The following is a 24,981-nucleotide window of genomic DNA, read 5'->3' as shown; positions in this document are numbered from 1 at the left end:
TCGTCGAGCTGCGCCCCTCTCTGTCGGTTTCGTGTGGACACGCGAAGCCGAGTGGGCCTCCGAGCTTCTCGTTCGTGAAGCCGCCGAGCCATCGACCAAGCGGCGAAGAGCTACTGCGGCAACGATGAGGTTCACCGCGACGCCATCGCCGTCTGCCGTCGGGTGTCGGAGCGGCTCGGTGGGTCGGTGGCGCGAACGGATAGTCGATTGGCACCGGTTGCGAGTGTGGACACGGTCGGCGACGCCTACGTTGGGTCGCAGGAGATTCACCACATGACCAAGACGATTCTCATTACCGGAAGTTCGAGCGGAATCGGCCGCGCCACGGCCAAGCATTTTAGCGCAAAGGGGTGGAACGTCGTCGCGACGATGCGCAACCCCGAACGCGAGGAGGAGCTGATTCGGCTCGACCGGGTGCTCGTCACCCGTCTCGACGTGCAGGACCTTGCCTCCATCCACGCCGCCGTCGACGCGGGCATCTCCAGGTTCGGGCGCATCGACGCGCTCATGAACAACGCGGGCTACGGCGCGTACGGACCGCTCGAGGCGACCTCGCTCGACAAGATACGTCGCCAGTTCGACGTGAACGTCCTCGGCGTCCTCGCGACGACGAAGGCGCTCTTGCCGCACTTTCGCGCGAACCGAAGCGGCGTCATCGTCAACATCTCCTCTGGGGGCGGCCGCGTCACGCTCCCGCTTGGCACGCTGTATCACGGGACGAAGTTCGCGGTCGAGAGGCTCTCCGAGTCGCTCCACTTCGAGCTCGCGCCGCTCGGGGTTCGCGTGAAGATCGTCGAGCCGGGCGCGATCAAGACGGATTTCATGAGCCGCTCGCTCGACTTCAGCAACGACCCGCAGCTCAGCGAGTACCAGCCGCTCGTGCAGAAGGTCCTCGCCGTGATAGGCCCCATGATGGAACAGGGTGCGCCGCCAGAGCGAGTCGCCGAGAGCGTGTACGCCGCGACCACCGACGACTCGAATCAGCTCCGGTACGAGGTCGGCGTTGACGTCGTAGAACTGCTCGGGAGCCGCCGCTCGATGGACGACGCCACCTTCCTTGGCGGTATGCGGACCCAGTTCGGGCTGGAGGGGTAGCGCCAGGCCATTGTGGCGCGATCGGATCGCGTGGCACACTCCGAGCGATGGTCGTCATGCGCGCGCAGTCCTACGCCCTCGACACGACCTGGCGCGCCTTGCTGAAGGATCTCGGCGTCTCGCCGGCGAACGTGCTGCGCCGTGCTGGCCTCGCGGAGGATCTCCTCCAGCAGCCTTCCGTGCGACTCGCGTCCGAGGACTACTACCGGCTCTGGGACGGCATCGAGGCCGAGCTGGGCGACGCGCTCCTCCCGCTCCGCTTGTGCGGGGCGATCCGCAGCGAGTCGTTCTCGCCGCCTCTGTTCGCCGCGCTGTGCAGCCCGAACCTCCTCTGCGCCGCGCGGCGTGTCGCGCAATACAAGCGCCTCATCGGGCCCATGCGCATCGATGTCACCGAGGAGCGCGACGTGGTGTCCTTCGAGTTGACCTGGCTCGACGCGCCGCTCACGCCGCCGCTCTCGTTGGTCGTGACCGAGCTCCTGTTCTCGGTCGCGATCGCGCGCATGGCGACCCGCGAACCCGTGCGGCCGATCGAGGTGACGACCACGGTGCTGCCGTCGCCGATCGCGGCCTACGAGCAGTTCCTCGGCGCGCGCATGAGGAGGGGCACCAGGCACCGCGTGTCGTTCACGGCTGCTGATGCGCTCCGGCATTTTCTGACCTCGGACGACAGCCGGTGGCGCACGTTCGAACCGACGTTGCGCCAGCGCCTCGCCGACCTCGAGTCGTCGGCGCCCACTTCGGAGCGCGTGAGCGCCGCGCTGCTCGAAGGGCTCCCGAGCGGCCTCGTTACGATGGAGACGATCGCGCGGCGCCTCGGGCTCAGCAAACGGACGCTGCAACGGCGGATCGAAGACGAGGGGACGAGCTTCCAGCAGATCTTGAAGGAGACGCGCGAAGCGCTCGCGCGCCACTACCTGGACAATACTTCGCTGCCTGTCGCAGAGATCTCCTTCCTGCTCGGCTTCTCGGAGCCGAACTCGTTCTACCGCGCCTTCCGAGCATGGACTGGAACCACGCCAGACCAGGCCCGGCGCGCTGTTTGATCGGCGAGGCGCGTCAGTCCACGTCCTCGGCGAAGGCTCGCCGAAGATGTCTGCTATGCGCTGCCTCCCGGGTGGAAAGCCGTCCGGGGAGGCGCGTCGGGGTAAGGGCGCGTGGATCGTACAGAAAGCTGCGATCAGGGAGCCGGTTTCGCATTGTTCATCGGGAAAGCGCGCTGCGCCGGGCGCGCGAGGTGCTCTGCCTCGATCAGCGTCTTCAGCCGCCCCATCTCCTCGCGCACGTCCCTCGCCAGCCATTCACGCAGGAACGGATCCATCACCCAGCGCCACGGCGCGAAGAAGCGGAAGCGCTCGGTATGCACCACGCGGGTGCCCACGGCGGTCTCGTCGAGATCGAAGCCGCCCTCGAAGGTGAGGAACAGGCAAGCGGGGAACGAGCGCAGGCTGCGATAGCGCACCGCGTGGCGGCCAAGGATCGTCATCTCGAGCGTCACCGGCGGCCCCGGGAGGCCGCGCAGCTTGCCGTCGTGGCGCATCCAGATGTGGTCGCCCTCGCGGCGCATGCCGAGGACGCGGCCGATCTTCCAGTCGGCGAGCTTGTACCGATGGAGGTCCGTCACGAAGTCGATGATGGCTTCCGGCGGTCGCTGGATGACCGCCTCGCCGATCCCCTCGATCATGCCGCCGTCATAGGGCCCCCCGCGCTGCGAGGGAAGGCCTGTAGACGGCCATCACGATCCGCGGGTTCCGGACGCGATCTCGCCGTCGGCTGAAGCTTCTCAGTCGGGGCCGCTGCGGACATGGGGCCTCCCGGCGCTCGGCGAGGGTGCGAGCGTCCTGCCCTGAGCTACCCCCTTCCGCGCCCCGCGCAGAAGTCGACGAGGCGCCCGCTTCAAGGCGCCGGCGCCGCGTCCGCGAGGCCGTCGGCGGCCCGCGCGATCCGTTCCAAGATCTCGCCCACTTCCTCGTAGGAGGTGTCGTGCTCGACTCCGACGTACTCGCGCAGCTCCGCGGTGTACCCGGCGCGCCGCAGCTCGGCGATCGAGGCGCGCGCGCCTCGGGTCGGCACCGCCAGGTCGGAGGCGCCGTGGAAGGCCGTGACCGGCGGAAGCGTCACCGGGCGCGGCTCCGAGCTGAGCGCCGCCGACGGGTAGAGCGACGGCGGGAGCAGGCCGCTGATGGGGAAGGCGGCCGCCAGCGCCTCGGGGTGGGTGACCGCCAGGGCGAAGGTCATGATGCCGCCCTGCGAGAAGCCGGTGACGAGGGGCTTGCCGACGGTGGGGCGGGCGGCTACCAGGGCGGCGAGCGCGGCGGCGATCCGCTCGGCTTCCCGCGTGACCAGGGGGGCGGCGACGTCGTCGCCGACGGAGTCGTACCAGATGTACATCCCGCCGCTCGGGTGGCCGTACGGGAGGATGAGCCGGGCGCGGCGTCGGTAGCGCCGGAGCAGCTGCAGGAAGTCCGCGGGGTCCCCGCCCATGGGGTGCAGCGCGACGATCATCGGCACCCGCTCGTCGGGTCGCGCCCCGCCCGTCATGTGCTCGAGGTAGCGCACGCCCGCGATCTCACCCCGGGTCGTGCTCCCCGGCGCTCCCGCCGGCGGCGGAGGCGCGACCGGCCCCGCTGACGGCGTCTCCGACGACGGACGCGCGGCCGCCGACCCCGCTGGGGGCGCCGGCGCCGGCTCGCGGCTGCACCCAGGCCCCGCCAGGAGGACCACGCCGATGGAGAGGAGCAGGCGCAAGCGAAGAGGATCGGCCGGCGGGTGGCGCATCAGTACAACAGTACTCCGATCGCGGGAGCGACGCCGCGCGCGGATCGACGCGCGGCCTCTTGCGTTCGTCCGCAGTGCTGCAGTCCCGATCGCCGTGGTCGCAGCCCATCACGGTGTCGCGGCGAGGGCAACGGCTTGCCAGCCGATGGACGCGAAGGAACGGCGGTTACGGCCCAGCCCGGGCGCATCGGCGCAATGGGCGTTGCCGCAGGCCGCATCCAGGTTCGTCACGCATTTCAGCAGGCCGACCTTGGGCACTTTCCGGACGAAAGCGCTGCGGGCCAGGTGGTAGGCCGGGGCCTCGCCCCAGAAATTCCGGCGCATCTCCGCCAGTTCCTCTTCCCGGTAAGCCGCCAGCGGTTTCCGCCGCTCGTCGGCGGCCCGTTCGGCCCGCTTGCCCTCCAGCCAGGCGTGATGATGGCCGCTGCTGGCCAGCTGCTCGGCGATGCGGCCGATCTGCTCGCGGAACTGGGAGAAATGGCTGCCGCCCAGGTCGTCCTGCACGATGATGTCATCCACCAGGCCGATCGCCTTGGCCTCGCGGATGCCGAGCGGCAGGCAGCGCTCGGTGAGCTCCACGGCCTTGGCCAAGCCCACCCGCCTCGGCAGGGAATAGGTCCAGTATTCGGAACCGTAGAGCCCCCCCATGCCTTTGTAATGCGGGTTGAGGACGATGCCGTCGCGGGCGAGCACCCGGTCGGCGGCCAGGGCCATCATCACCCCGCCGGCCCCGGCGCTGCCGTACATGGCGGCGATCACGAGCTGGTCGGATGCGGTCAGGATGGCCTTGCAGAGGTCATCCATGGCATTGATGTTGTTCCAGGACTCCTGGGCCGGGTCGGCGGCGGCCTCGATCAGGTTGAGGTGGATGCCGTTGGACCAGAAATCCCGCCCGCCCTGCAGGACGATGACCCGGGTGGGGCGGCGGCGGGCGAACAATACAGCCTGCTCCAGGCGCCGGCAGTGGTCGGTGCCCATGGCGCCGTTGTAGAAACGGAAATTCACGTAGCCGACGCTGTTCTTCTCCTCGTACCAGATGTCGCGGAAGGTCTTGCCCCGGGTGGCGGCGTCGATGAAGAGCGGCAGCTCCGGCACGTCCTGCATCGCATCGGGACCCAGCACCATGGCCGCAGGCAGCTTGAACCGCCGCTCCTCCGGACCGTTCTTCGGCTTCAGGTGGGAAATCCACACGGCCCCGTCCACCGCTGCCCGACAGATGGCGCCATGGCGCTGGGTGATGATGTCCCCCGGCTTGCCCACCAGCGCGCTCTCCTCGTGGGCACCGAAGAGATAGACCTCTTGGCCGGCGATCTCGTCCAGCACCCCCGGTGCGCCGTCCCCGGTCCGCACCTTGCGGAGGATGTCCGCCACCCGGTCCGACTCCCAGTCGACGCGGCGCTGGGCCTGCTTCAGCACAGGCCGGAAATGGCCCAGGGGCTCGGCCCGCGCGTAGTCCAGGGGCGCCGGCACGAACATCCGGCTCTCGAAGCGCTGCACCGCCACCTCCATGGCCTTCACCGCGCAGCGGGTGATCTCGTCCCGATACAGGCTGCTCTTGCTGCCCTCGCGCATGGCGCAGCGGTAGGTGGCCCAGATGGGGCCGGAATCCATGTGCTCGACCGCCTCCACGACGGTCACGCCCCACGCGGTTTCCCCGTTGTAAATGGCCCAGTCCAGGGAACTGGGACCACGGTCGCCGACGATGCCCGGGTGGACGATCAGGCAGGGCGTTCGGCTCCAGATGTCACGCGGAATGACATGGGCCAGCATGGGGCAGAGAATCAGATCGGGCCTGAACTGCGCGACCACTTCGCGCATCGCTCCCGCGGTCGTCGCCGCGGCAACACCCACCTGATGGCGATCCTTGAAGAGCACGTACGCCTGCTGGGTCAGGCTGTTGAAGCTGCTGGATAGCAATAGTAGTCGCATGGTTGCTCCGGACGGTTGATGGGCTTCAACAGGAACTATTGCCATGGAAAGTGCCGTCGGAATGACGGGAGTCTAACCGTTGCCGCATGACCGGATGATCGGATTACAGAACACCCGCCCTTCTGAAACGCGACCGGTAGACCAGGGGGCTCACCTTGAAGTTCCTCTGAAAACAGCGACGCATCGCTTCTGCGCCGCCAAATCCACACTTTTCCGCGATCATCTCCACCGGCGACAGACTATTTTCAAGCCATGCCCTGGCCTTCTCCAGACGGCTCTGCTCGACGAACCTGGCGGGGGTCAGCCTCACTTCGCGCTCGAACAGGCGAGCGAAATTGCGGGGGCTCATGTGCATGCGCCGCGCCAGGGCGTCGACGCTCAGGTTGGCCTCGGGATGGGCGTCGATCCAGGTCTGCAGCTCCCGGAAATCCCGCCGGGCGCCGGAGCTGTTGTGCAGGGCCACGTTGAACTGGGACTGCCCACCGGGTCGGTTGGGGAAGACCAGCATCCAGCGCCCCACCATGGCGGTCGCCTCCGGCCCGAAATCCTCCTCGATCATGCAGAGGGCGAGGTCCATGCCCGCCGTGACGCCACCCGAGCTGTAGCGGGAGCCGTCACGGATGGCGAGACGATCAGGTTCCACCCGGATGTCCGGGTACTCCTCTGCCAGTTGCTGACACCAGTGCCAGTGGGTGGTGGCGCGGCAGCCGTTCAGCAGCCCGGCCTCGGCCAGCAGAAAGGCGCCGGTGCAGACCGAGCCGATCCGCCGCACCCGCTGGTCCATGCTCCGGACCCAATCCACCAGGACCCGATTGTCGCGGGCCCGGTCGACCCCGATGCCGCCCGTCACCAGCAAGGTGTCGATGTCGTCCCCCACATCGGCAAGGTCATGGTCCGCAATGATCTGGAGCCCTGACATGGTCCTGATGGGTCCCGCCCGCTCGGCGATCACCGAAAATCGGTACGCCGCCCAATCGGGATTGCAGGCGAGGTGGAGCCAGCAGTTGACGAAGGAGAATACTTCCAGTGGACCGCACACATCCAGGATCTGGCAGTCGGGGAAAGCCAGCATGGCAATGTGGCGGGTTTTCGGTGAGGTTGTCGGGGTGATGTCGGTCACGGCCACCTCCTCGGACTGGGATTCCGCGCCGATTGGGGCCTGGGCTGGATGTGCGGCGGCTTGAGCCTGTCGGCAATGTCAAAGATCCCACCCTTTCTGCCAACGACCAGCGAATGACCGGTCCCAACAGGTGACGGCAACGGAGCTCGCTCGTGAGGTCAAGACCCCGCAGCCAACCTTGTCAACGTGGCATGCTCTCTCTCGAGCAGTCATGCCGCAGGGAGGAACGCCCAACGACCTCGAGCAGCTCGCCGGACCGGTACGATCGGCCGGCGACAAGGTCCGCATCGTGCTGGCTGCCGAGCGGCTCTCCGACGACGAACTCGGCGCGTTGCTGAGGCGCGAAGGCGTGCACACGAGCGAGCTGGAGGCGTGCGGTAGTGGTCGTGCCGGCGCGCGCGTCCGGGATCTACGCCGCGGCGATGCTGGGTTCGCTGGCGACCGCGATCCTGCTGTGGCGGCGCGAGTCCGCGCCCCGCGCCGCCCAGGCGTCTCAGGATCGCGTCAAAGGGTCGTGATCGTCACGTCGTCGAAGCGCACGTCGCTCATCGCCCACGAGAAGAGGGCGACCGAACCCCACGCGTACGTCACCTCGCTCGGCACGGCCAGCACCACCTGATCATTGACCTTGATCCGGTGCGTCGTCCCCTCGCGCTCGACCCGCACCGTCATCCATGCGTTCTGCGGCGGCACATAGCTCGTGTTGACCGCGAGCTCGGTGAAGACGCCGTTGTCCACCCGGACCAGGCGCGCGACGCTCAAGCTCGCGTCGAACATCACCCGGTAGTAGCTCGCGCCGGTGTCGTTGATGGCGTACATGAGGCCGAAGCCGTCGGGGTCGCCCGCGTAGATCTTCGCCGAGAGCGCTCCCTGCCCGAAGGCCGTGTGGGGCGCGACGAGGTAGGTCCCGCGCATGTCGACAGCTCCGTCGGCCGCGGTCTGGGGGTAATCGAACGCGCTGCCCGTCTCGATCGCCGCTCCGCCTACCCCGCTCCAGCTCGGCGAGCTGTCGGTGATGCCCTCGTTGATCACGGTCCACACGCTCGGCGCGACGCCTTGATCGAACGTCTCTTTGAAGGGGATGGTGCCCAGCTTGGCCACGTTGACCGAGCTCAGGTCCACGGTGACGATGGAGCCGGCCGCCTTCCCGCATGAGGTGGTCTTGATCTCCTCCCAGAGGAGGTAATCGTGGGAGACCCAGGTGTGCCGCACCGACTGCAGGTTGACGTTCTCCACCGGGTAAAGCGACTGATCCTGGAGGCCCGCCGCGTAGATACCCTCGTATTCGTCCGTGAGCGTGCTCTTGGCGAGGTTGGGCAGGCCGTAGAGGCCGCCCCACGTGTCGTTGTGGAGGTCCTCCCATTTCTTGTAAGAATGCCCGCTCACCGAGGCCAGCTTGTATTGCCAGCCGAAGAGCGAACCCGAGGAGAAATCGATCACGTCGAAGTCGTTCAAGGACTGAGAGGCCTGCTCGCTCACATCGAAGCTGAAGCTCGTGGACGGCCCCTCGACGCCCACGCCCGCGCCAACCGAGAACCCGTTCGACGTGGTGAACGTCGAGGACTCGTTGGCCGAGTGGGGCCTGTGGGCGTAGGGCGAGAGCCCCTCCCGCAGGGGACGAATCGAGTGCTGGAGGGTCTCCTGGAAGTAGCCGCGGTTGTTCCCCGAGTTCCACTTGAGCCCGCCGGGGTTGTACTGGGTGCCATTGCCCGCGAAGACGACGTATTTGCCCTCCGGCGCGTTGGAGGCGAGGAGCGTCACCGTGAAGTTGCGGTCGATGACGGAGCGCTGGCCGTCGTCGCCGCACTCCCAGTTGATGGAGGTGGGCGTCACGTTGTACGAGCGGTAGGTGCCCTCGGGCAGAGGCTCGGTCACGAGCTGGGCGAGCGCGTGGGCCTTGTGGTCCGCGAGCAGGCCCTTGATCTCGGCGAGGAGCTCGCCCCGGGCAGGTAACGCCGCCTGCGCGACCTCGGACCTCGAGGCGATCCGGGGCTTTGCGTCGATGGTGATGGGCTCGGCCTCGGGCGCCGCGTCGAACAGCGCGTCGAGCTCGGCCTCGCTCCTTTCGAGCCTCTTTCCGAGCTCGGCCCGCTCGTCCGCGGTCATCCGGGCGTACCTCGCCTTCGCGGAGGCCGGCAAGCGCACCGAGCTGTGCTCCTCGGTCTCTTCACCGGTGACGTCGCCAAAGACGCGCACGTCGAAGCGCTGGCCGCCCGGGCTGGGCGCCGCGTAGACGACTTGCGCGGACATCCCGATGCCCAGCGCCAGCGCGACCTTCTCGGCGTCGCGCGCGTTCTCGAGGATCACAGGCACCCCCGCGAGGCGCGCTGCCCGGAGCAGGGACGCGTAGGAGCGGATGTCGTCGGCGCTCGCGGCCTCGGCGTCGATGAGCACGGCGGACGCCTCTGCCAGGCGGCTCGCGGGGTTCGGATCCGCGATGAGGTCCGCCCGGAACCTCGAAGGGGCGCCGTCCATGAGCTCCGCGAGCAGAGGGGCCTTTTCGCGTTGAATGGACGTGAGAGCGACGACAGGGCCCGTCGTGACATCGGCGGGCTTCGCGGCCGGGTCGCTGGGCTCCTCGGCGCCCGGCTCATGGTCCATGAAAGGATCCGCCTGGGTCTCCGGGGCAATGCCCCCGCAGCCCGCGGCGGTCAGGAGGGTGAGGGCCAGGGGAGAGAGGCGAGCCAGAAAGGTGAATTGTCGCATGGGGGTCCTCCCAGAACATTCGTTGCAGGGTGAGATCGGACGCGCGGGCGGTGGGGGCGCCGATGCCCCTCGCTCCACGCGCCTCAAACCTTTTCCGTAAACGGAGAGGAAGACCCGACACGGGCTCGGTCGATTTCTGGATCGACCGAGCCCGCGCTCTCCGAGCCCCGCGGCGCGCTACGGAGGCTCGATCGCGATGGCATCCTGGGTGATGACATCCCGGACGCCGGCGTTCTGGTGGTGCGAGTTCTCGGGGATGTTCGGAGGGCAGACTCCGTTCGAGCACGCGCAGACGGTCGGCGACGAGGCGCCGTCCTCGCTCGGGTCGAACCCGGCGGCCTCCTCGACGCCCGGCGGCATCGAGTAGATCACCAGGGACGGCCCGAGGCTGGCGGTGTTTGTCTTCGTGGCATACCCAAGAGTGACTGCCGTTCGATCGTAGACCCCGATACCTGCCCCTGGAACGATGCTGAGCATGTCGTGGACTTCGAGCCGGAGGTCCCCCTCGCTGCGCCAGAGCCATCCGGCGAAGGGGCTCACGGCAAGCCTGGGTTCGGTCCCGATCTGGATCCCGCCCACGCTCACGCCGCCGTTGAACTCGAGTGCCTGGGCCGGCGCCGGAACCACGACGAGCGCACCGACGTAGAGCGAGCCGATCTTGCCGAGTAAGCGTATGGACATGGTGGAAGTCCGGGGTCGACGTGTCCCGGAGGGCCGCGCCGCCGCGGCGAAGGGCTATGTAGCGCTCGCGCCCGCGCTCCTCGTCGCCAGCCGTCGTCGGCGTCCGCTTCGACCACCGCGTCCTGCCGCGGAGGCTGCACCGAACTCGCGCTCGAGCTGCTCGTCGCTGGCGACGCGCCCGAACTCGACCAGGTGCACGGAGATCGCGCCGCGCTCGCCGAGGTCCGTCCGCCTCGGCCACCGCACCCCGCCGTGGGGGCTGCGCCGCGCTCACGCTCGAGACCTCCCGCCCCGGGCGTCACAACGCGCCGAGCAGGCTCAAGGCCGCGCCGACGTGCGCCTCGACCTCCGATCGTCCGCGCCGAGCTCGGCCGCGACGAGGTGCAACCCGCTGCGCTCAGCTCGAGCTCGGCTTCGGACCGGGGCGAATTTGACAAGCCGTAGCCGCAGGGACGCAATCCGTGCCCTGAATTACAGTTGACATTGCCCCTCCGCACATGCATCTGGAAAAACTTGGAGGATGAGCATGCGCCACAGGCTGAAATTGAAGGCGATCCTCGTTCTTATTCCTCTCGGTCTCACGGTGTGGGCGTGCAACTACGACGTGGGCGAGTGCTATCTTAGGGGGACGGAAGGCACAGGGGCCGGAGAACCATACCCACCGGGGTCAGCAGCTACGGGGGACTGGTTCGGAAACGGTGACGACGTGGGGAGCGGCGCCACTGAGGAGATGGCAGGATGCACGCCCGACAAGACATGCACAGACATGTTCGTGGATTGCCAAGAGATCGGCGGCCAGTGCACCACGGGATATCCAGGCTGCGACAAATGGCGCCATACACCGTGCAGGAGTTGCCTTGAAGCCTGCCAATCGGGCACACCATACCCGCCAGCGTGCAAATGCAGATCGTGCGGATTCAGATGATGAATGAGCCGATACAGGGCGCAGTCTACGTTGCCATGGGCAGGGTTGCCGGAGCGGCTCTAGCCAAGGTTGCATCCCCCGTCGTGGTCGACGATGACGTTCTCCTGCTGGGGCCATCAAGAATCAATCCGAAACGTCATCGTGCTGCGCGCATTAGATACTTGGGTGGAGAGCCGTCTACCGATCTCAATGAAGAGCTTGCGCGTTCTGATGGGCCGCCGGTCTGCGTGGCGCTTCCGCCGACACCAGGCGGCCTGATGAGCCTCTGTCGAATCTGTGCTTCCGTAGTCGAGCGCGGGCGTACGGTGCTCGTCGTTGATCTCAGCCCAGAGACCGCCGGAACATTTCCGCAAGGGCCCGGCCCAGGCAGGGCCATATCCATCTATGTCGCGGATGCTCTGCTACGCAAGCCGCCCGTGGTCCAATGGTCGAAGCTCGAGACAACTTTCGCGGCTACGCTCTGGAAATTGTGGTGCCGCCGCTCGCCCGTTGCCTTTTCTAGGTTCTGTGCATCTGGGAGCATGTTCCACCCGCAGTTGGCCAACCTTGGGCGTTATCATGCCGGACTCTTTCCCCGACGGGCAGGCAATGGGCTATTACCGTCGCTCTTTGACGAGCTCCTCCTGCGACAGCTATCGCAAGAGTGGCTCTCGCCAGTTAAAGTATATGCCAACGCACTCAACGCCGGATCTGAGCTCGCTGCATGGTTTCCACACACGGGAGATCTGTACATAGCCAAACGGCTCAATGAGTGGTATCGCCATACGCGAGGCCGTATCATCGAACGTCGAAACGCGCATCATCCGAGACCTTCCGAGATGACGAGATGGTCCTTTCGCTGGCGTGCGGGTAGCGAGGCGATCCTCGAGGCGCTGCCGAGTGTGCAAGCGGCTCCGCCTGTATCTATCGGAGGTGCTACCGCGTATGATCCTGACCACATATGGGCATGCCAATTTGATGCACGAGGCACACCTTACCTGAGCCGATTTGGCACCGTATCGTCGGGCGACAGCCTGGAATAGGGCGTATCGGATAGCGCCTGTGACGATGCGAAGTCCTTCGCCAGTGCGTCCGTTGCTGCTGGAACAATTCTCCCCCTGGCTGTTCGTCAACCAATGGATTTCGGACGCAGTCGACGCTCCGGCGACGAGTAACCACGGGACCCAAGGGTACCATGGGACCCTTGGGTCCCTTGTGGGTTCATTGATACCCTCGGATCGTAGGGTAGGGATGCCGGCGGCCGCGCCGGGCTCGCCGACGCCCGCATCGACCTCCGCGACCACGCCGCCGCGGAGGGGACGCCGGCGAGCTCGCCTCGAGCGGCGCAGGACGGTGCTATTCCAGTACGGCGGCCCTCGGTTGGGCGAGCGGCCTGGAGCGTCGGTCGGCTCACCGAGCGCGGTGAGGAAGCGGGCTCGTCGTCCGCCTTCGCGGGCTGTTGCGGCTTCGCAGGGCGCGGTCCGATCAGCTTGCGCGCCAACGTGGGCGGCTAGCAGACGCGAGCACCCCGCGTAGTTGACCGTGTGAAACCGCGGCGGCGGGACGCTGGCCGCGAGCCGGCAGCGAAACGGATCGTCAAAACTGAGGGACGGCACTGGAATACCGCTCACCTTGTGGACTCGAGAGAAGACAACAGGGAGACGAGGAGGCGGGGAGGAAGAGAAAGAAAAAATCTCCTCGTCTCCGTGCCTTCCTGTGAAATTTCTGCTCCTTCTCGGGTTTTCAGCCTGTTCGGCGCGCTAGGGTCTGTGCGGCGACCGCGGCTCCGGTTCGCCGACGGTTACGGTCCTTGGCGGCGGGGTCCGCGGCCGCGCCGTCGGTCCCGCGTCGCCCAGCCCCGCGTCTCGTTCGCGGCTGCATACGAGATGAATACGTCAATCGGGAAACCGCAGGAACCACGAGGATAACGTAACAGGAAGGAGCCAGGCGGACGAGCGGCGCGGGCTTTCATCAAAGCCTTTCCTTGTCATCCAGATGCTGGCGAGTCTGTACATCGAAGAGGGCTGGCCCCGAGGTGCAAGGCTTGCCCTCCGGTATCCGTCCTGTACGAGGGCCGGCTGCATCCGCACCGGTCGAATGGCATGGAGCGCTGGAGACGCCACCGCGTCGTCCCAGGCCGAACGCCTCGACGAGGCACCCGTCCCCGCCGGCCCTGGCCGGCCAGCGCGACCAATTTGCCGAGGGTGGGGAAGGAGACTTCAATCCTGTTCGTGGTAGGTTCACGCATTGCGCGCCTGCCCGATCGACGATGCAGCCCCGCTCGCATCCTTTGGCGGAGCCTTCCTCGAGCGCCGCGTGGACACGCAGGTGAACATTCTCGTTGATGGAGGCCCGATGATACGGATGAAGCTTCTTGGATTGTTGATGGCCGGCCTCTCGCTCGTGGCATGCGGCGATGGGGAGGGGAGCAATGGGGGCAAGGCCGGCGGCAACACCGGCGGCGGAAGCGACACCGGCGGCGGGACCGATACCGGCGGCGGGACCGACACCGGCGGCGGAAGCGACACCGGCGGCGGGACCGACACCGGCGGCGGGACCGATACCGGCGGCGGGACCGATACCGGCGGCGGAAGCGACACCGGCGGCGGAAGCGACACCGGCGGCGGGACCGATACCGGCGGCGGGGATGCTCTCGACGGCGAGCAGCTCGGCGAGCTGACGGCCGCAGAGGCCCAGCAGGTGTGCGACGACGTCACCGGGTCACTCGATCTCTCGAAGGAGGACCTGTGCGACCTCGCCGGGGTGCTCGCCAGCGTCGTGGATGGAACGGACTGCGAGACCGCCAGGGCGGATTGCATCAGCGCTCCGGAGGCGCCCGAGCCGACCGGCTCGTGCGACACGGCCGGCTTCGCGGGGTGCACCGCCACGGTCGCGGAGCTCAAGGCCTGCATGATCGCCACGGGCGACGCCTTCGAGGCGATCACGTGTGCGTCGGCCATCGATGACTTCTCGCCGCAACCCGCGGCGTGCGCGGCCGTCAACGTGAAGTGCCCGGGGCTCCTCGCAGGCGCCTGAGCGCTCGTGAGATCGCCCCTACGGGGACGGCGGTCCTTCGGCGTGCCCATGGACGAGCTGACCGGTCGCGTGATCTCGGCGCGCGATCTGCTCCCCAGGGAGCACGCCCGGCTGGCGGAGCACCTTGAGGAGCTCCCGACCTGGGACGCGCGCTTCGACCTGATCGAGCGGGCGCTCGGCGAGCGCGTGGACGAGGCGCGGATCGACGTCGGCGTGGTCTCGTGGGCGTTCCGCCAGATCGAGGAGCGCGGGGGCGCGGTCGACATGCGCGCCCTCGCGCGCGAGCTCGCCGCTGACAAGCGCCACGTCGCGGAATTGTTGCCGTTTTCGACTGGCCCCTGGGGTATAGCCTGTCAGCAGGATGGTCATCCATCTGCGATGATGGCTGGATGGCTGGATTTCCATCCGGCTGGATAACGGCTATCCCGACGCCCGGCGCCATGCCCGGACGCCGCCGTTCACACGGCTGTAGGGCTTATCGATACAAGGTCTGTCGTGAGTTGACATAGCCCATCATCGAATTCATTGTTGCGGCGCGCGGCCGAGCTGTAGGAGAATTGTTCCGTGAATGCGCTCGGCTCACGTCTCCACGGGTTCGCGCTGTTCTCCCTGATGCTCGCCCTCGCTGCCGGGTGCGGCAGCTCGTCCGACGACGCCGACGCCCCGGCGAGCGGCCAGGGCGACGACGAGCCGCCCCGGATGGTCGGGATGACGGCGGCCCACAACGCGGCGCGCGCCGCGGTCGACCCGCCCGCCGAGCAGCCGCTGCCCCCGCTCTCGTGGTCGTCCGAGCTCGCCGCGGTGGCTCAGGCCCATGCCGACAAGTGTGTGTTCCGCCACAGCGCGAACGGCTACGGAGAGAACCTCTTCGCGACGTCGAGCGGCGCCTCACCCGCCCCCGAGGATGTCGTCGGCTCGTGGATCAGCGAGGCGGTCAGCTACGACCTCGCGAGCAACGCCTGCAGCGGCGCCACGTGCGGCCATTACACCCAGGTGGTCTGGGCCGACTCCCTGCGGCTCGGCTGCGGGATCGCCAGCTGTGCGGACGGCTCACCGTTCGAAGGGGGCAGCGCCTGGCAGTTCTGGGTGTGCACTTACGATCCTCCCGGCAACTTCGTCGGCCAGCGCCCTTACTGAGCCGAGCACGCTGCGCGCCCTGAGCCGCCCGCGTCGCGCCCGCCCTGAGTGTTGACGCTCCCGGTAGATGATGGGTGGGGGCCGTTTTTCGCTCACGCAGGATGATGGCTCGCTCACGCACGCGATGGCCATCGCCCGCCCATCCGGTGCCCGGAGCCCCCGCCGGAGGCTCCGTCCGTCCGTCGCCCGTGCGACGTGGCCGCCGGGGCGCGTAGGGCGCGTCAAGGGCGGCGCAGCCGCCGAGCCCTGCGAGAGAACCCTTGACGCGTCCGAGCACCCCGGCACGCTCAGGACGCGATGAGCCGACCATCACGCCCGTGACCGGAGCCCGCTCACCGTCGCGATGGTCATCAGCCAGCCCGAGCGAGAAAGCATCAACCAGCTTGATTCTCAACAGATGACGTGGATGACGGGACGTGACGGGGGAGGGGCAGCCCGAAGTCCCAAGCCAGGCCGAGTCCCGGTGCACGTGCCGACTTGAAGCAGGTCTGGACTACGGGAGTATACTGGCTTGGGCTACTCTTTGCTGCTAACCCCTATCCTTCGGCGGCGTCGAAGTGGTCTCGTAGGGGGGCTTGCAGCCACCGCCACGCCGAGGGCAGCTAGAGTGCCAAGGATAGCAGCAGCGACTTCGCCCTCGCTGAGGTTGAGATCCTTGGCGTTCGTGAGCTGACGCGCAACAGCCTCGCGGATTGCCGGCGTTGCTGGGGTTGACTGCGGCACCAGCGCGGCACGAGCTGGAGCTCCACCACGGGTTTCTCCGAAGATCTTCTTCAGGATTTCGTCTGTGCTTACCTGCTGCTTCTCCTGGTCCTGACGAACCTGCCTGACCTCCTTGACGGTCTCCTCACGGACCGGATGATGTAACATCTTGCGTGCCTGCTCCAGGAATCTGTCACCGGAGTACATGTGAAGAATCACCTCGGCTTCCTTGTGTAGCTCGTTGCGAAGCGCTGGCAGCGGTCCGACTGTCTTGCCATCGATGCGTAGCCACCAGTCTTCCTTCACATCATCTGTGACGAGGATGACTGGCTTTTTGCGGCTCTTTGCTTCCTCGATGATCTGGAACCAGATGACCAGGTCTCCGTACTTCTCATCGCCTTTTTTCTGCTGTCTATCCTTGAAGCCAGGCGGTATTTCGTCCTTGTATCGCTCTTCTCCCTGCTTATAGACTTTCTTGAGCCGCTCCTGGTCCCAATCAGGGCCAACCTTGCCCTCGAACAGCCCCGCGATCCGCTCGATGAGGGCCTCGCGATCGGGGTGGCGATAGTCCTTGTCAGCTTCTTCGACGAATTTGTTCACCAAGGCTGACAGCTGTTCGGCCCTCGTCCTGTGGTCGCCTGCTCGCGACGACTGTCCCCACTTTTCGACTTGGTGCTTGATGTCGATGCACTTTCTGACCTGCTCGTAGCGCACCTCGTCGAGGTTCCGGTGGTACTCGCACGCCACCTGGTACGGGATCCAGATGCGGGGGGCCACCTCGGGCGAGCTCAGGAGGTCGAGGAACTCCTTGCGCGCCTCCTCCGAGTACCTGTAGACGTTCAGGAGCATGTTGGTGTCGAACACGAACATGCCCTCGGACCATAGAACCTTGAAGTCCTCGTCCTTAAGCGGGTAGCTGCCGGGGAACAGCTTTTTCATGGCTAGGGATCCTACCTGCCAACCACGCCGGTCCTCCAGGAATCAGACCGGGCTGTAGAATTTCAGACGGACTTACGGACGGGTCCGCTCGTTAGGTGGGTCATGATACTGTGCGCCATGTGCGTCATTGAAGGGAGCAGTACGGTCACCACTCGAAGCGGCGGCCATTCCAGCGGCCGTCCTCCTCGTAGCAGGGGCTTCGAGGTAGACCGAGGGAGTTCCATAACGCATCGAAGGCTGGACGCAGCCAGGTCGGCAGCGGATGTAGGTCCAGAGAGGGAAGCGGATCGATGTGCTCCCGGATGAGTACGTCCGGCAGCAGGAGGACATCGCGATCAATGGTATAGCGATCCCCAGGGCGAACAAAATGTCGTGACGGCTGAGGTAGCGTCGCTCCCTTCACTCCGATGAATGATACGGCGATCACGATTGGTAGGTCGACGCCGTGTCTCTGATAGAGCGGCAGGTGTTGCTTGAGTCCGTCGATGATGGTCCGCTCGATGTCCCAGGGAGCCAGGAGCGGCGTGCCCTCTTGGCCGAAGCCGACAGGCAATACCGCCTCGATGGCACCAGTCCGAAAGAGCTGCGTGTATGCGAACTGTGGACCTTCAGTCGACCCACTGAAGACCACGTAGCCATCGAAATTGAATCGTCCGCTCCACCCTCTGCTCGTCAGAGGACGGATCGACGGGTTGCCGTTTTCCCAGGCCACCAGGTCGACATGCGCATCAACTCCCATCGAGCTGAACGGGACCAAATGCAACACGAGCTTGGCCGATGTGTGCCTGAGCAGAGGCACAGGGGTCTCGTCGGCCATGATCCTCCCGAGGCGTTCATCTCGGAAGCGGCGGATCAGGGTAGGCATCTCCGCTGAGAGGAGGAAGGCCGAGCGGATCTCCCGGACGTCCATCGGCTGGTTCCCGCCGCTCCCGCGCGACCAGAAGCGGGTGTCCTTGTCCACGATGAGCATGTGGGGGGCTGACCAGCTCCGCGGGACGTGGACGACGATGACCTGCACCTGGGCAGGGTCTCCGAGCGCTTTCATCTGGAGCCCGGGGATGATCGGGTCGATGTTGGCGCGGGCCATGCCCTCCAAGCGAAGGATCTCCTGATCGGCGTTGATCCCCGGAAGGCCGACCAGTGCCGGACTCCCTGTGTTCTTCCCGGAGGCATCCTTGCGGTCCCCGATCCCGTAGATGATGTAGCCTCCGGCCGCGTTCGCGAATGCCGTGAGGTCCTTCACGAAGGACCTCTTGTCAGGATCCGCCTTACCCGGAAGCTCTACCTTGTAGTCGAGCTGGCGCCCCTCCTGGACCTCATCACGGACGAGGAACTCGACGTCCTCCATGGTGATTTCTGCGAACGGCTTGTTGAACACCATGGCCGGCATCCTACCCGGCCGGTTGGGCCGCCGTCACCCCAATGGATGGGTTGTGGTGTGACGTTCTACGTCCGGGTCATGACGCCGACGGTGGGCTTATAAGCACGAACCGTGCCATGTTACGGACCCCAGATCGTCGGGTGGAAATCATGAAGTTCCTGATTGTGTGCATGAGCTCGCCCGAACGACTGGCACGCCGACCAGGTAACTGAATAAATGATCCGTATCTATTGCGGTCGTTGCGTCCATGTTGAAATCGCGCGAGGTTCGCAGACAGATTTGACCCATACCCACGCCCTGCTTACTGTCTGTCTGTAAAGCTCGCCGCCCTCCGCTCTTGGCACACCTCCAGCCGCTCGTGCACAGCGAACGCCCTCGCTCACCTCGCGACGAGGGCCTCCGGGTGGGATCAGGCGGGAGGCGGCCGGGCTCCTCGTGCAAGGGATGACGCTTTGCGTTGTCGATGCGTCGTCCGGGGGCGCCGGCGCGGAAGGGTGGCGCGAAAAATTCGGAAGCCGCGGTTCTCGATGATTCGGGAACCCTGATTTCCGAAAATGATCGGAAGCTGTCGAGTCGCGGCTGGCCGCGACCTGAGATTATCACCTCCCCGCGATGCGGGGAGGAGGTAGGCCCAGCTACGCCACTTGGGCGGAGTTGGGCGAAAGCAACATAGAAAGGAAATTGAAATGGCTATAGCAAACGAGAGGCCGATTGTCGACTTGATCAACCCGGGACCCCCAGCCCAGACGTGCAGCTTCAACTGGGAGTGCGGAACGATGGAAATCCGAATGGGGAATGCCGCATGCACGGCTACGTTCACCACGCCTCAAGCTCAAGAACTCTCCGACGCTCTCAACAGCATCCTCGCGGAAGAGGAAGTGCCTTGCGAGTTCGAGATTACGGAAGGTGTAGAGCCGAATAAGATGTCGCGCAGGTGCGTTTTCGAACCAGGGAGGCGAATACTCGCGCTTGAGCTGATAGGCGGCGCGTCTAAGTCGGGAGCTTATATTCAATTCCCGGCTACGGCAGATGGCTTTGCTAACGTCGAATTGCTCGCCGACGCCCTCTACCTGTATGCGTCCGGCTCACTCCTCGGAGGGCTAGATGTAAGATGAAGTGCCAGGTGATATAGGCGTCACTACCTCGAGAAGCGGGGTGGAGGCTCCGGCCGAGCAGGTCGGAGCCCCCTCTCTTTCCATGCCTTTGTCCACCAGTCCGGCTGGTGACGCGGGCCGTGGTGTGCCCGCGGTGTCGGTCTCCGGCTGCCGGCTCAGGTCTGAGCTACTCCGGCCTCGGGACCCGGACGTCGCTGGGGAACTAACCTGAAATCGCAGCGAAGCCGCGGTGAAAGGCAGTGACGGCGACGTTCATGGTCAGTTCGTCCTCGAGGTCAGGGTCATCGGCGACGATCCTCGCCATCAGGCCTACGGAAATGCACGTAGCCACCAACCTGCCCTCAGACCGCTGGAGAGCCCGGCACGCGGAGCTCAGTCGTGCCCTTACCTGCGGATCGAGCTCGCGGATCACCTGCGTCACGATCGGGGACCGATGGAGGTGCATGGAGGTCGAGACAATCTTCAACAACCGCGGGAAGCGAGGGAGCTCCGCAGGTGAGGCGTCCGGTTCGGGCTGGAAAGGGGTCGCACGCCGCGGCGGGCGGAGCATGTCCGAGAGTAAATTGAGGTCGTCGGGGTCGTCGTTCTCGGGGGAGCTGGCCTCGCGGTCAGTGGGATCGTTGGGGGGCATGTTAGTCGGGATCTGAGCTGTCATGCCCCTCTACAGAGCGTGGGGCTCGCCGATCAACCTGTTTCGGTCGATTTGTAGGTGAATGTAGGACGGCTTCCGCAGGCAGGGTGGAGGGCTCGGGCTGAACGGACACGCAGCGCGGATCCTGGTAGGATGCCCCTCATGGCCGTGACCATCGAGGACGTCCTGCTGTTCTGCTCGCGGTTCGACCGGATGACCGACAAGCTGACGAAGCGCGGCAGGAACAAGCCCCCCTTGGAGATCGTGGACGAGTATGACGTTCAGGATCTCGCCTACGCTGCGCTGAAGCCCCTGGTAACTGACCTAAAGCTGGAAGATCCCACGTCCAAGGTCGCAGGTAACGCCGGGCGGGTCGATCTGGTGAGCTACGGGCTCGGGCTGGCGATCGAGGTCAAAGCCACGCTGAGGGCAAGTCGCGGCGGAGACGAAATAATCAAGGAGTGCTTCCAGCGGATTAAGCTGTACTCCTCGGTGCGTAACATCCGAGTGCTTGCCTTCTTCATCCACGACCCCGACGAGAAGATCCATGACGTGGACAACGTACAGCGTGAATTGGAGGGTCCTCATCCTTCAGGCGACGGCGGCACATTCCAGGTTTACGTCGTGGGGCCGCGCTTCGACAAGACGTTTCGGACCTATGACCCCGCATCCTCAGGGCCAATTGATGTGAAGATCGGTGACGTGAGATATATCCCCGATGTGGGTGGCGTGTTCGTCAGCGTGACCGCTCGAGGAACCGGCCGGACGCCTGTGGTGCCCAAGCTCTCTCTTCGGGTCGGGAACATTAAGTACGAACTGGGAACACCGCCAACGGCGTACCAGACCGGCACGCCACAAGCCGTCTACCAGCCGACAGACACCGACCTGGTTCAGCGTGGGGATGCAACCCTCTACTTCGGACCCTCAGACGCTGGAGGCCAGGGTGTTGACCTCCGCACGACAGGGCTCCTGGAGGTCGACGTTCCCGGGCTGGCCCGTCCGATCCAGGTGCCGTTTGAGATCCCCGTACCGCGCCGGGAGAGGGTGACGGACGAGGATGCGCTGAACGAGCTGACATCATGGTTCAACAAGCTAAACGAGGACGAAAGCGAAGCCTCTATCACATTCGCCGTCGTCGACCAGAAGCTTCAGCTCCCGGACGGGACGGCCAAGAGACTCTTGGAACGAGCCGTCTCGCAGCACTACAACGTTTTGCGTAAAGGGGATGACACGATCATGTTCGAGTTCCGGCGTCGCGAACGACCCGCTCCAACTCGGCGGTTAGGCTACTAGGCGGGAACGGAAGAGACCTGGGGCTGCGAGTGCAGCTTGTGGCCGGGGAGCAGGCACCTATGGTCATGGCGTCTATGGTCCTCGCGGCCCCAATCACAGATGTTCTCGCAGACGTCCTCGTCGCTGAACGGGCCATGGATGAAATGCCCAAAGAAGAGAGGGGCGTGGGAGGGCGCTATTGCGGGTTGGGGGGATCCGAGCCCGCTTCGCCTACGCGTGCGATTATACGTGGCCCGGTTTCTGGTTGAGCCCGAGCACCGATTCAGCTATCGGACGAGATCCTAAGCAATCATCACAGGAGAACCGTGTTGGCCGTAAAGCTCGGTCCTGGGCTCATCGGTAGCGGACTTGTCGACGTCAAGCAGCGTGAGTATTCCCGAAGCTGCGCCTCCGCACACGACCTGACCATGGAGCTCTAGGAGCCCTTTTTCTGCCTCTTCATGAAGGTTGCCTTCGCTCGACGCCACGACCTTCATCATGAGCCCAAAGCTTGGCTCCGGTCTGTGTTCTTTGCGATAGCACAGCAAGATCCATGCGCTCTTGCGATCGAACAGCGTATCAGTCGGCATGAGTTCAGGGCCTATGAGCGCGTACAACGTTGCGCGAAGTACCTCGATGGCGACTTTCGACCAAGCTTCGCGAGACGGATTCGCTTGGCGTCTCACCCGGAGAACGGCCTGAAGTGCAAGTGGTAACGCTGTCCAGAAGACGTTGGTGTCAGTCTTTTGTCCATCAAGTCGTGTCGCCTTCAGCTCGTCGATCGCGGCGAGCGTGGCTCGACGCAACTCCTCCGAGAATTCCAGATCATTTGGAATGGCCAACAGGGGCTCGGATGCTGCGGGAACTCCGGGAGCTGGCTTTTGATGATCCATCCCGCCCCCGGGCGCCGCTGCCATGGCGAGCGCGCGGAGTCGCGCGTGCAGGGGCTCGCCGAATGCCTCGAACTCGATGACCTCGATTGGCAGCTCTGCGGCACGCTGCTCGAATGCCCTCCGGTCCTCACTCCGAACGAGAGCAAAATGCGGACCGACCGCGCCCCGAAATGCCTCGGAGACCCAGCGGAGTTGGTTGCCAAACAGCCGATCCTCGAGGCTGAAACCGACAAAGAGCAGCGTCCTCCCTGCCATCTGCGTGCGCAGCGACTGAAGGGCGGCCGTGTAGCGCACCGCCACTGTGGGGCTCGACGGGTACAGCGTCGTGTATCCGTCGGGTGTGAGGATGATGTCGTCCACATGGTGGATGGTGCCGTGCAGGTGCCACACCGTGGGCCGCTGCAGCGTGCCCTGGAGTAGCTCGACCAGGCCGGATGGGGTCTCGATGATCCACTCGCGTAGGTTGGGAGGATCGGGGCACGCCCAGCGCAGGACGGCGTCGTAGTTCGTGGTGATGACAAGCTGGCTGCCCAGCCCCCACACGAGCCGCGCCAGATCGAGCGATGACGGCTGCACGTCCTTCGCGTCCGGGTTGAGCTGCTCGACGAGGAAGCGGTTCCAGGTCGGCCCGAGCGCGCGCTTTGCCTCCTGCGCCGCCTCGAGCAGCCGCGGCGTGTCGTACGAGAGGAACGCGTTCACCAGCACCGCGTCCTTGTGGCGACCCTCTTCCTCGAGGCGTACCGCGGCAGCAGCGAGCAGCGCAGGCCAGCTCGGGAAGAGACACTTGCCATCGGCAGCCCGCCGCACTGCCATTGCGACGCCCGCCCCGACGAAGGGGACGAGCTGTTTGTGGCGGAGGGCCTCGACCAGGCTACGCGGGAAGGGCATCGATACCTCGGCTGCTGCTCCAATGCGTACCACAGGTCCGGGTCGCTCGTACGCCGGCGCTGTGCGCTCAGGGGCAAGTGCGTTCACGAAGTTGTCCTCCGACTGCAGCGCGCGCACGTCACGCTCCGCGGCCGACAGATCGTCGAAGTCTTCTCGCGCGATGTAGGCGCTGACCCCGACGAGGGGCGCCTGACCCGCCTGGTACCGGCGCTGCGGTTCGCGCGCCTGCTCCGGCGCGGAGATTCCGTAGCGGCGCCGTGCCGCGGTGGCGTAGAGCGTGTTGCGCGGTCGGCAGAGCCCGGACGCGTCGCGTAGCACGCCCATCAGCTCGAGCCGCGCGACGGCGTCATCGAGGCGCGTGAAGGGGACCGGCTCGCCAGCGACGATCTGCCGGAAGAGAGGCTCGAGGCCTTCGCGGACGATCGCGTGGAAGACGTGCGGGATGTTGTGGGTCTCGGCGCGCAGGAGCGCCGCCGCCCCCGCCGCGAGCGATTCGGCGCGCGCGGCCTCCTCGGCCAGTGCCTGCGTGAGGTACGGGTGCCCCGCCGTGGAGGCGCAGAGCTCGGCGGTGTGCGAGGCGAGGAGTCCCGGCGCCGCGGCCGCGGTGAGCAGTGCTGGCGCGTAGGTAAAAGAAGTCGGATCGCTGCGCGAAGAAGTGTGGCGCGGCGAACCGAAGTGGCGGGACCGCGCGCGTCGCGACGCCTCGTTCATGGGTCGAAAGAGCGGGCCCCGCGCGGCGCAGAGCGTGCAAAGAGGCGCATCGGCGTGCCGCAGGCACAGATCGCCCTCCGGGAGTTGGTCCGGCCCGGGATGTTGTGGCGGCTACGCGGCGTCCCCGAGCGCCGTGCGGCGCAGGACGGTGCTCTTCAACGCTCGGGGCTCCGGGTCGCCTGCGGCGCCCTGCGCCCCGAACCCCCAGTACGGCGGCCGCCGCGTCGGCGCTGGGTGAGCGGCCTGGAACGTCTGTCGACTCACCGAGCGCGGTGAGGAAGCGGGCGATGTTGCTCGGTTCGGTGATCATGGCGACGAGCTTCATCCTGCCCTTGCAGGCCGGGCACTCGAGGACATCGAGCGCCAACGTGCGGCGCAGAAGCTCGGCGCGGGTCGTCGACCGCCCGGTAGCCGCCCCGCTTGCGTCTCTGAGCAGGCTCGTCGTCCGCCTTCGCGGGCTGTTGCGGCTTCGCAGGGCGCGGTCCGATCAGCTTGCGGTCCGGCAGGCGGCTCTCGTCCGGAGACCGCGGAGGCGCACAGCGCGGCCTCGGGCTCGTTGTCCTTGTCGACGCCATGCTCGAGCTCGAACAGCCCGTGCCGTCGCAGGGGGCGCATCATGTGCCGGACGGCGTCCTCGAGCACCTGACCGACAGCGCGCGTCTGCAGGTGACCGAGCTCGTTCCACACGAGCTCGGCGCCGTCTTCGTGGTAAGCCCCGTTGAGAAAGACAACGTGCAGATGTGGATTGAGCCGCAGGTCGCCGGACGTGCGTTGCACGACGGTCACCGCGCCGCTCTTGGCTGCGCCGAGCGCGCCTCGGCGCACGGCGCGCTGTTCGTACAACCGCTCCACGCTCTCGACGAAGAGACGCGTCATCGCGCTGAAGAGCGCGCCATCCTGGGCTAGTCTGCGCTGCCACGGGAGTCCGCGATTTCCATCCGCGAGCCTCGGGTCGGCGAGACAGCCGGCGGGGTGGCGATGCGCTGACGCAGATGCTTTACCCGGTCGCGCGGCGTCACGTACGCTCGGAAGCGGTGCGCGATCGATGACTCGCGCGGCGGCC

At 66.1% G+C, this 24,981-nt stretch carries 19 protein-coding genes; 8 read left to right on the top strand and 11 right to left on the bottom strand.

Annotated features, from left to right (window positions below; translation table 11 throughout):
• Positions 1–273 precede the first annotated feature (273 nt).
• Together WMF39_RS34115 and WMF39_RS34110 are read left to right on the top strand one after the other, a co-directional pair.
• A complete protein-coding gene (locus tag WMF39_RS34115; protein WP_437740651.1) occupies positions 274–1,095 on the top strand; it encodes an SDR family oxidoreductase in 822 nt (273 codons plus the stop codon).
• 56 nt (positions 1,096–1,151) lie between these two features.
• Positions 1,152–2,141 carry an AraC family transcriptional regulator ligand-binding domain-containing protein gene (locus WMF39_RS34110; protein WP_437748064.1) on the top strand — a complete coding sequence of 330 codons (990 nt, stop codon included), beginning with the start codon at positions 1,152–1,154 and terminating at the stop codon, positions 2,139–2,141.
• A gap of 134 nt (positions 2,142–2,275) precedes the next feature.
• Here the strand turns inward: WMF39_RS34110 and WMF39_RS34105 are convergent, their stop codons facing one another.
• The 6 genes from WMF39_RS34105 to WMF39_RS34080 all read right to left on the bottom strand — a co-directional run bounded on the left by WMF39_RS34105 (position 2,276) and on the right by WMF39_RS34080 (position 10,309).
• Entirely contained in the window at positions 2,276–2,779 is a 504-nt protein-coding gene (locus WMF39_RS34105) for an SRPBCC family protein (protein ID WP_437740650.1), read from the bottom strand.
• A gap of 212 nt (positions 2,780–2,991) precedes the next feature.
• A complete protein-coding gene (locus WMF39_RS34100; protein WP_437740649.1) occupies positions 2,992–3,873 on the bottom strand; it encodes an alpha/beta hydrolase in 882 nt (293 codons plus the stop codon).
• Positions 3,874–3,981: 108 nt separating this feature from the next.
• Entirely contained in the window at positions 3,982–5,802 is a 1,821-nt protein-coding gene (locus WMF39_RS34095) for a hydrogenase maturation protein (RefSeq protein ID WP_437740648.1), read from the bottom strand.
• A 103-nt stretch (positions 5,803–5,905) separates the two neighbouring features.
• Positions 5,906–6,922, bottom strand: coding sequence for a GlxA family transcriptional regulator (locus WMF39_RS34090; RefSeq protein WP_437740647.1), 1,017 nt, complete (start codon positions 6,920–6,922; stop codon positions 5,906–5,908).
• A 504-nt stretch (positions 6,923–7,426) separates the two neighbouring features.
• Positions 7,427–9,628: a hypothetical protein gene (locus WMF39_RS34085; RefSeq protein WP_437740646.1), complete on the bottom strand. Its 2,202-nt coding sequence runs from the start codon at positions 9,626–9,628 to the stop codon at positions 7,427–7,429.
• Between the two features lie 177 nt (positions 9,629–9,805).
• Positions 9,806–10,309: a hypothetical protein gene (locus WMF39_RS34080; protein WP_437740645.1), complete on the bottom strand. Its 504-nt coding sequence runs from the start codon at positions 10,307–10,309 to the stop codon at positions 9,806–9,808.
• A gap of 3,268 nt (positions 10,310–13,577) precedes the next feature.
• On the opposite strand from WMF39_RS34080, the gene WMF39_RS34075 reads away from it, so the two are divergent.
• The 3 genes from WMF39_RS34075 to WMF39_RS34065 all read left to right on the top strand — a co-directional run bounded on the left by WMF39_RS34075 (position 13,578) and on the right by WMF39_RS34065 (position 15,386).
• Complete coding sequence (locus tag WMF39_RS34075; RefSeq protein ID WP_437740644.1) at positions 13,578–14,249, top strand: hypothetical protein; 672 nt, start codon at positions 13,578–13,580, stop codon at positions 14,247–14,249.
• 48 nt (positions 14,250–14,297) lie between these two features.
• Entirely contained in the window at positions 14,298–14,666 is a 369-nt protein-coding gene (locus WMF39_RS34070) for a hypothetical protein (RefSeq protein WP_437740643.1), read from the top strand.
• 147 nt (positions 14,667–14,813) lie between these two features.
• A complete protein-coding gene (locus tag WMF39_RS34065) occupies positions 14,814–15,386 on the top strand; it encodes a CAP domain-containing protein (protein WP_437740642.1) in 573 nt (190 codons plus the stop codon).
• Positions 15,387–15,902: 516 nt separating this feature from the next.
• On the opposite strand, the gene WMF39_RS34060 is transcribed toward WMF39_RS34065, so the two are convergent.
• Both WMF39_RS34060 and WMF39_RS34055 read right to left on the bottom strand, forming a co-directional pair.
• Positions 15,903–17,027, bottom strand: a complete 1,125-nt coding sequence (locus tag WMF39_RS34060; RefSeq protein WP_437740641.1) for a PIN domain-containing protein — start codon at positions 17,025–17,027, stop codon at positions 15,903–15,905.
• Between the two features lie 145 nt (positions 17,028–17,172).
• Positions 17,173–18,408, bottom strand: coding sequence for an AlbA family DNA-binding domain-containing protein (locus WMF39_RS34055; protein ID WP_437740640.1), 1,236 nt, complete (start codon positions 18,406–18,408; stop codon positions 17,173–17,175).
• Between the two features lie 686 nt (positions 18,409–19,094).
• On the opposite strand from WMF39_RS34055, the gene WMF39_RS34050 reads away from it, so the two are divergent.
• Positions 19,095–19,523 (top strand): hypothetical protein, encoded by a 429-nt coding sequence (locus WMF39_RS34050; protein ID WP_437740639.1) that lies wholly within the window; start codon positions 19,095–19,097, stop codon positions 19,521–19,523.
• Between the two features lie 202 nt (positions 19,524–19,725).
• On the opposite strand, the gene WMF39_RS34045 is transcribed toward WMF39_RS34050, so the two are convergent.
• A complete protein-coding gene (locus tag WMF39_RS34045; RefSeq protein ID WP_437740638.1) occupies positions 19,726–20,178 on the bottom strand; it encodes a hypothetical protein in 453 nt (150 codons plus the stop codon).
• Positions 20,179–20,316: 138 nt separating this feature from the next.
• On the opposite strand from WMF39_RS34045, the gene WMF39_RS34040 reads away from it, so the two are divergent.
• Positions 20,317–21,447, top strand: a complete 1,131-nt coding sequence (locus tag WMF39_RS34040; protein WP_437740637.1) for a hypothetical protein — start codon at positions 20,317–20,319, stop codon at positions 21,445–21,447.
• A gap of 281 nt (positions 21,448–21,728) precedes the next feature.
• Here WMF39_RS34040 and WMF39_RS34035 read toward each other — a convergent pair whose 3' ends face one another.
• A complete protein-coding gene (locus WMF39_RS34035) occupies positions 21,729–23,918 on the bottom strand; it encodes an SIR2 family NAD-dependent protein deacylase (protein WP_437740636.1) in 2,190 nt (729 codons plus the stop codon).
• A 321-nt stretch (positions 23,919–24,239) separates the two neighbouring features.
• Positions 24,240–24,656 (bottom strand): hypothetical protein, encoded by a 417-nt coding sequence (locus WMF39_RS34030; RefSeq protein ID WP_437748063.1) that lies wholly within the window; start codon positions 24,654–24,656, stop codon positions 24,240–24,242.
• Between WMF39_RS34030 and WMF39_RS34025 the strand changes: the two genes are divergently transcribed.
• Positions 24,537–24,824: a hypothetical protein gene (locus WMF39_RS34025; protein ID WP_437748062.1), complete on the top strand. Its 288-nt coding sequence runs from the start codon at positions 24,537–24,539 to the stop codon at positions 24,822–24,824. The two genes, WMF39_RS34030 and WMF39_RS34025, sit on opposite strands and share 120 nt — an antisense overlap.
• The last annotated feature ends 157 nt before the right edge of the window (positions 24,825–24,981 follow it).

The organism is Sorangium sp. So ce1504, assembly GCF_051521635.1.
GTDB classification, from domain to species: domain Bacteria; phylum Myxococcota_A; class Polyangia; order Polyangiales; family Polyangiaceae; genus Sorangium; species Sorangium cellulosum_B.
Note: the sequence above shows the minus strand (reverse complement) of the source record. Positions and strands in the feature narration are given on the sequence as shown.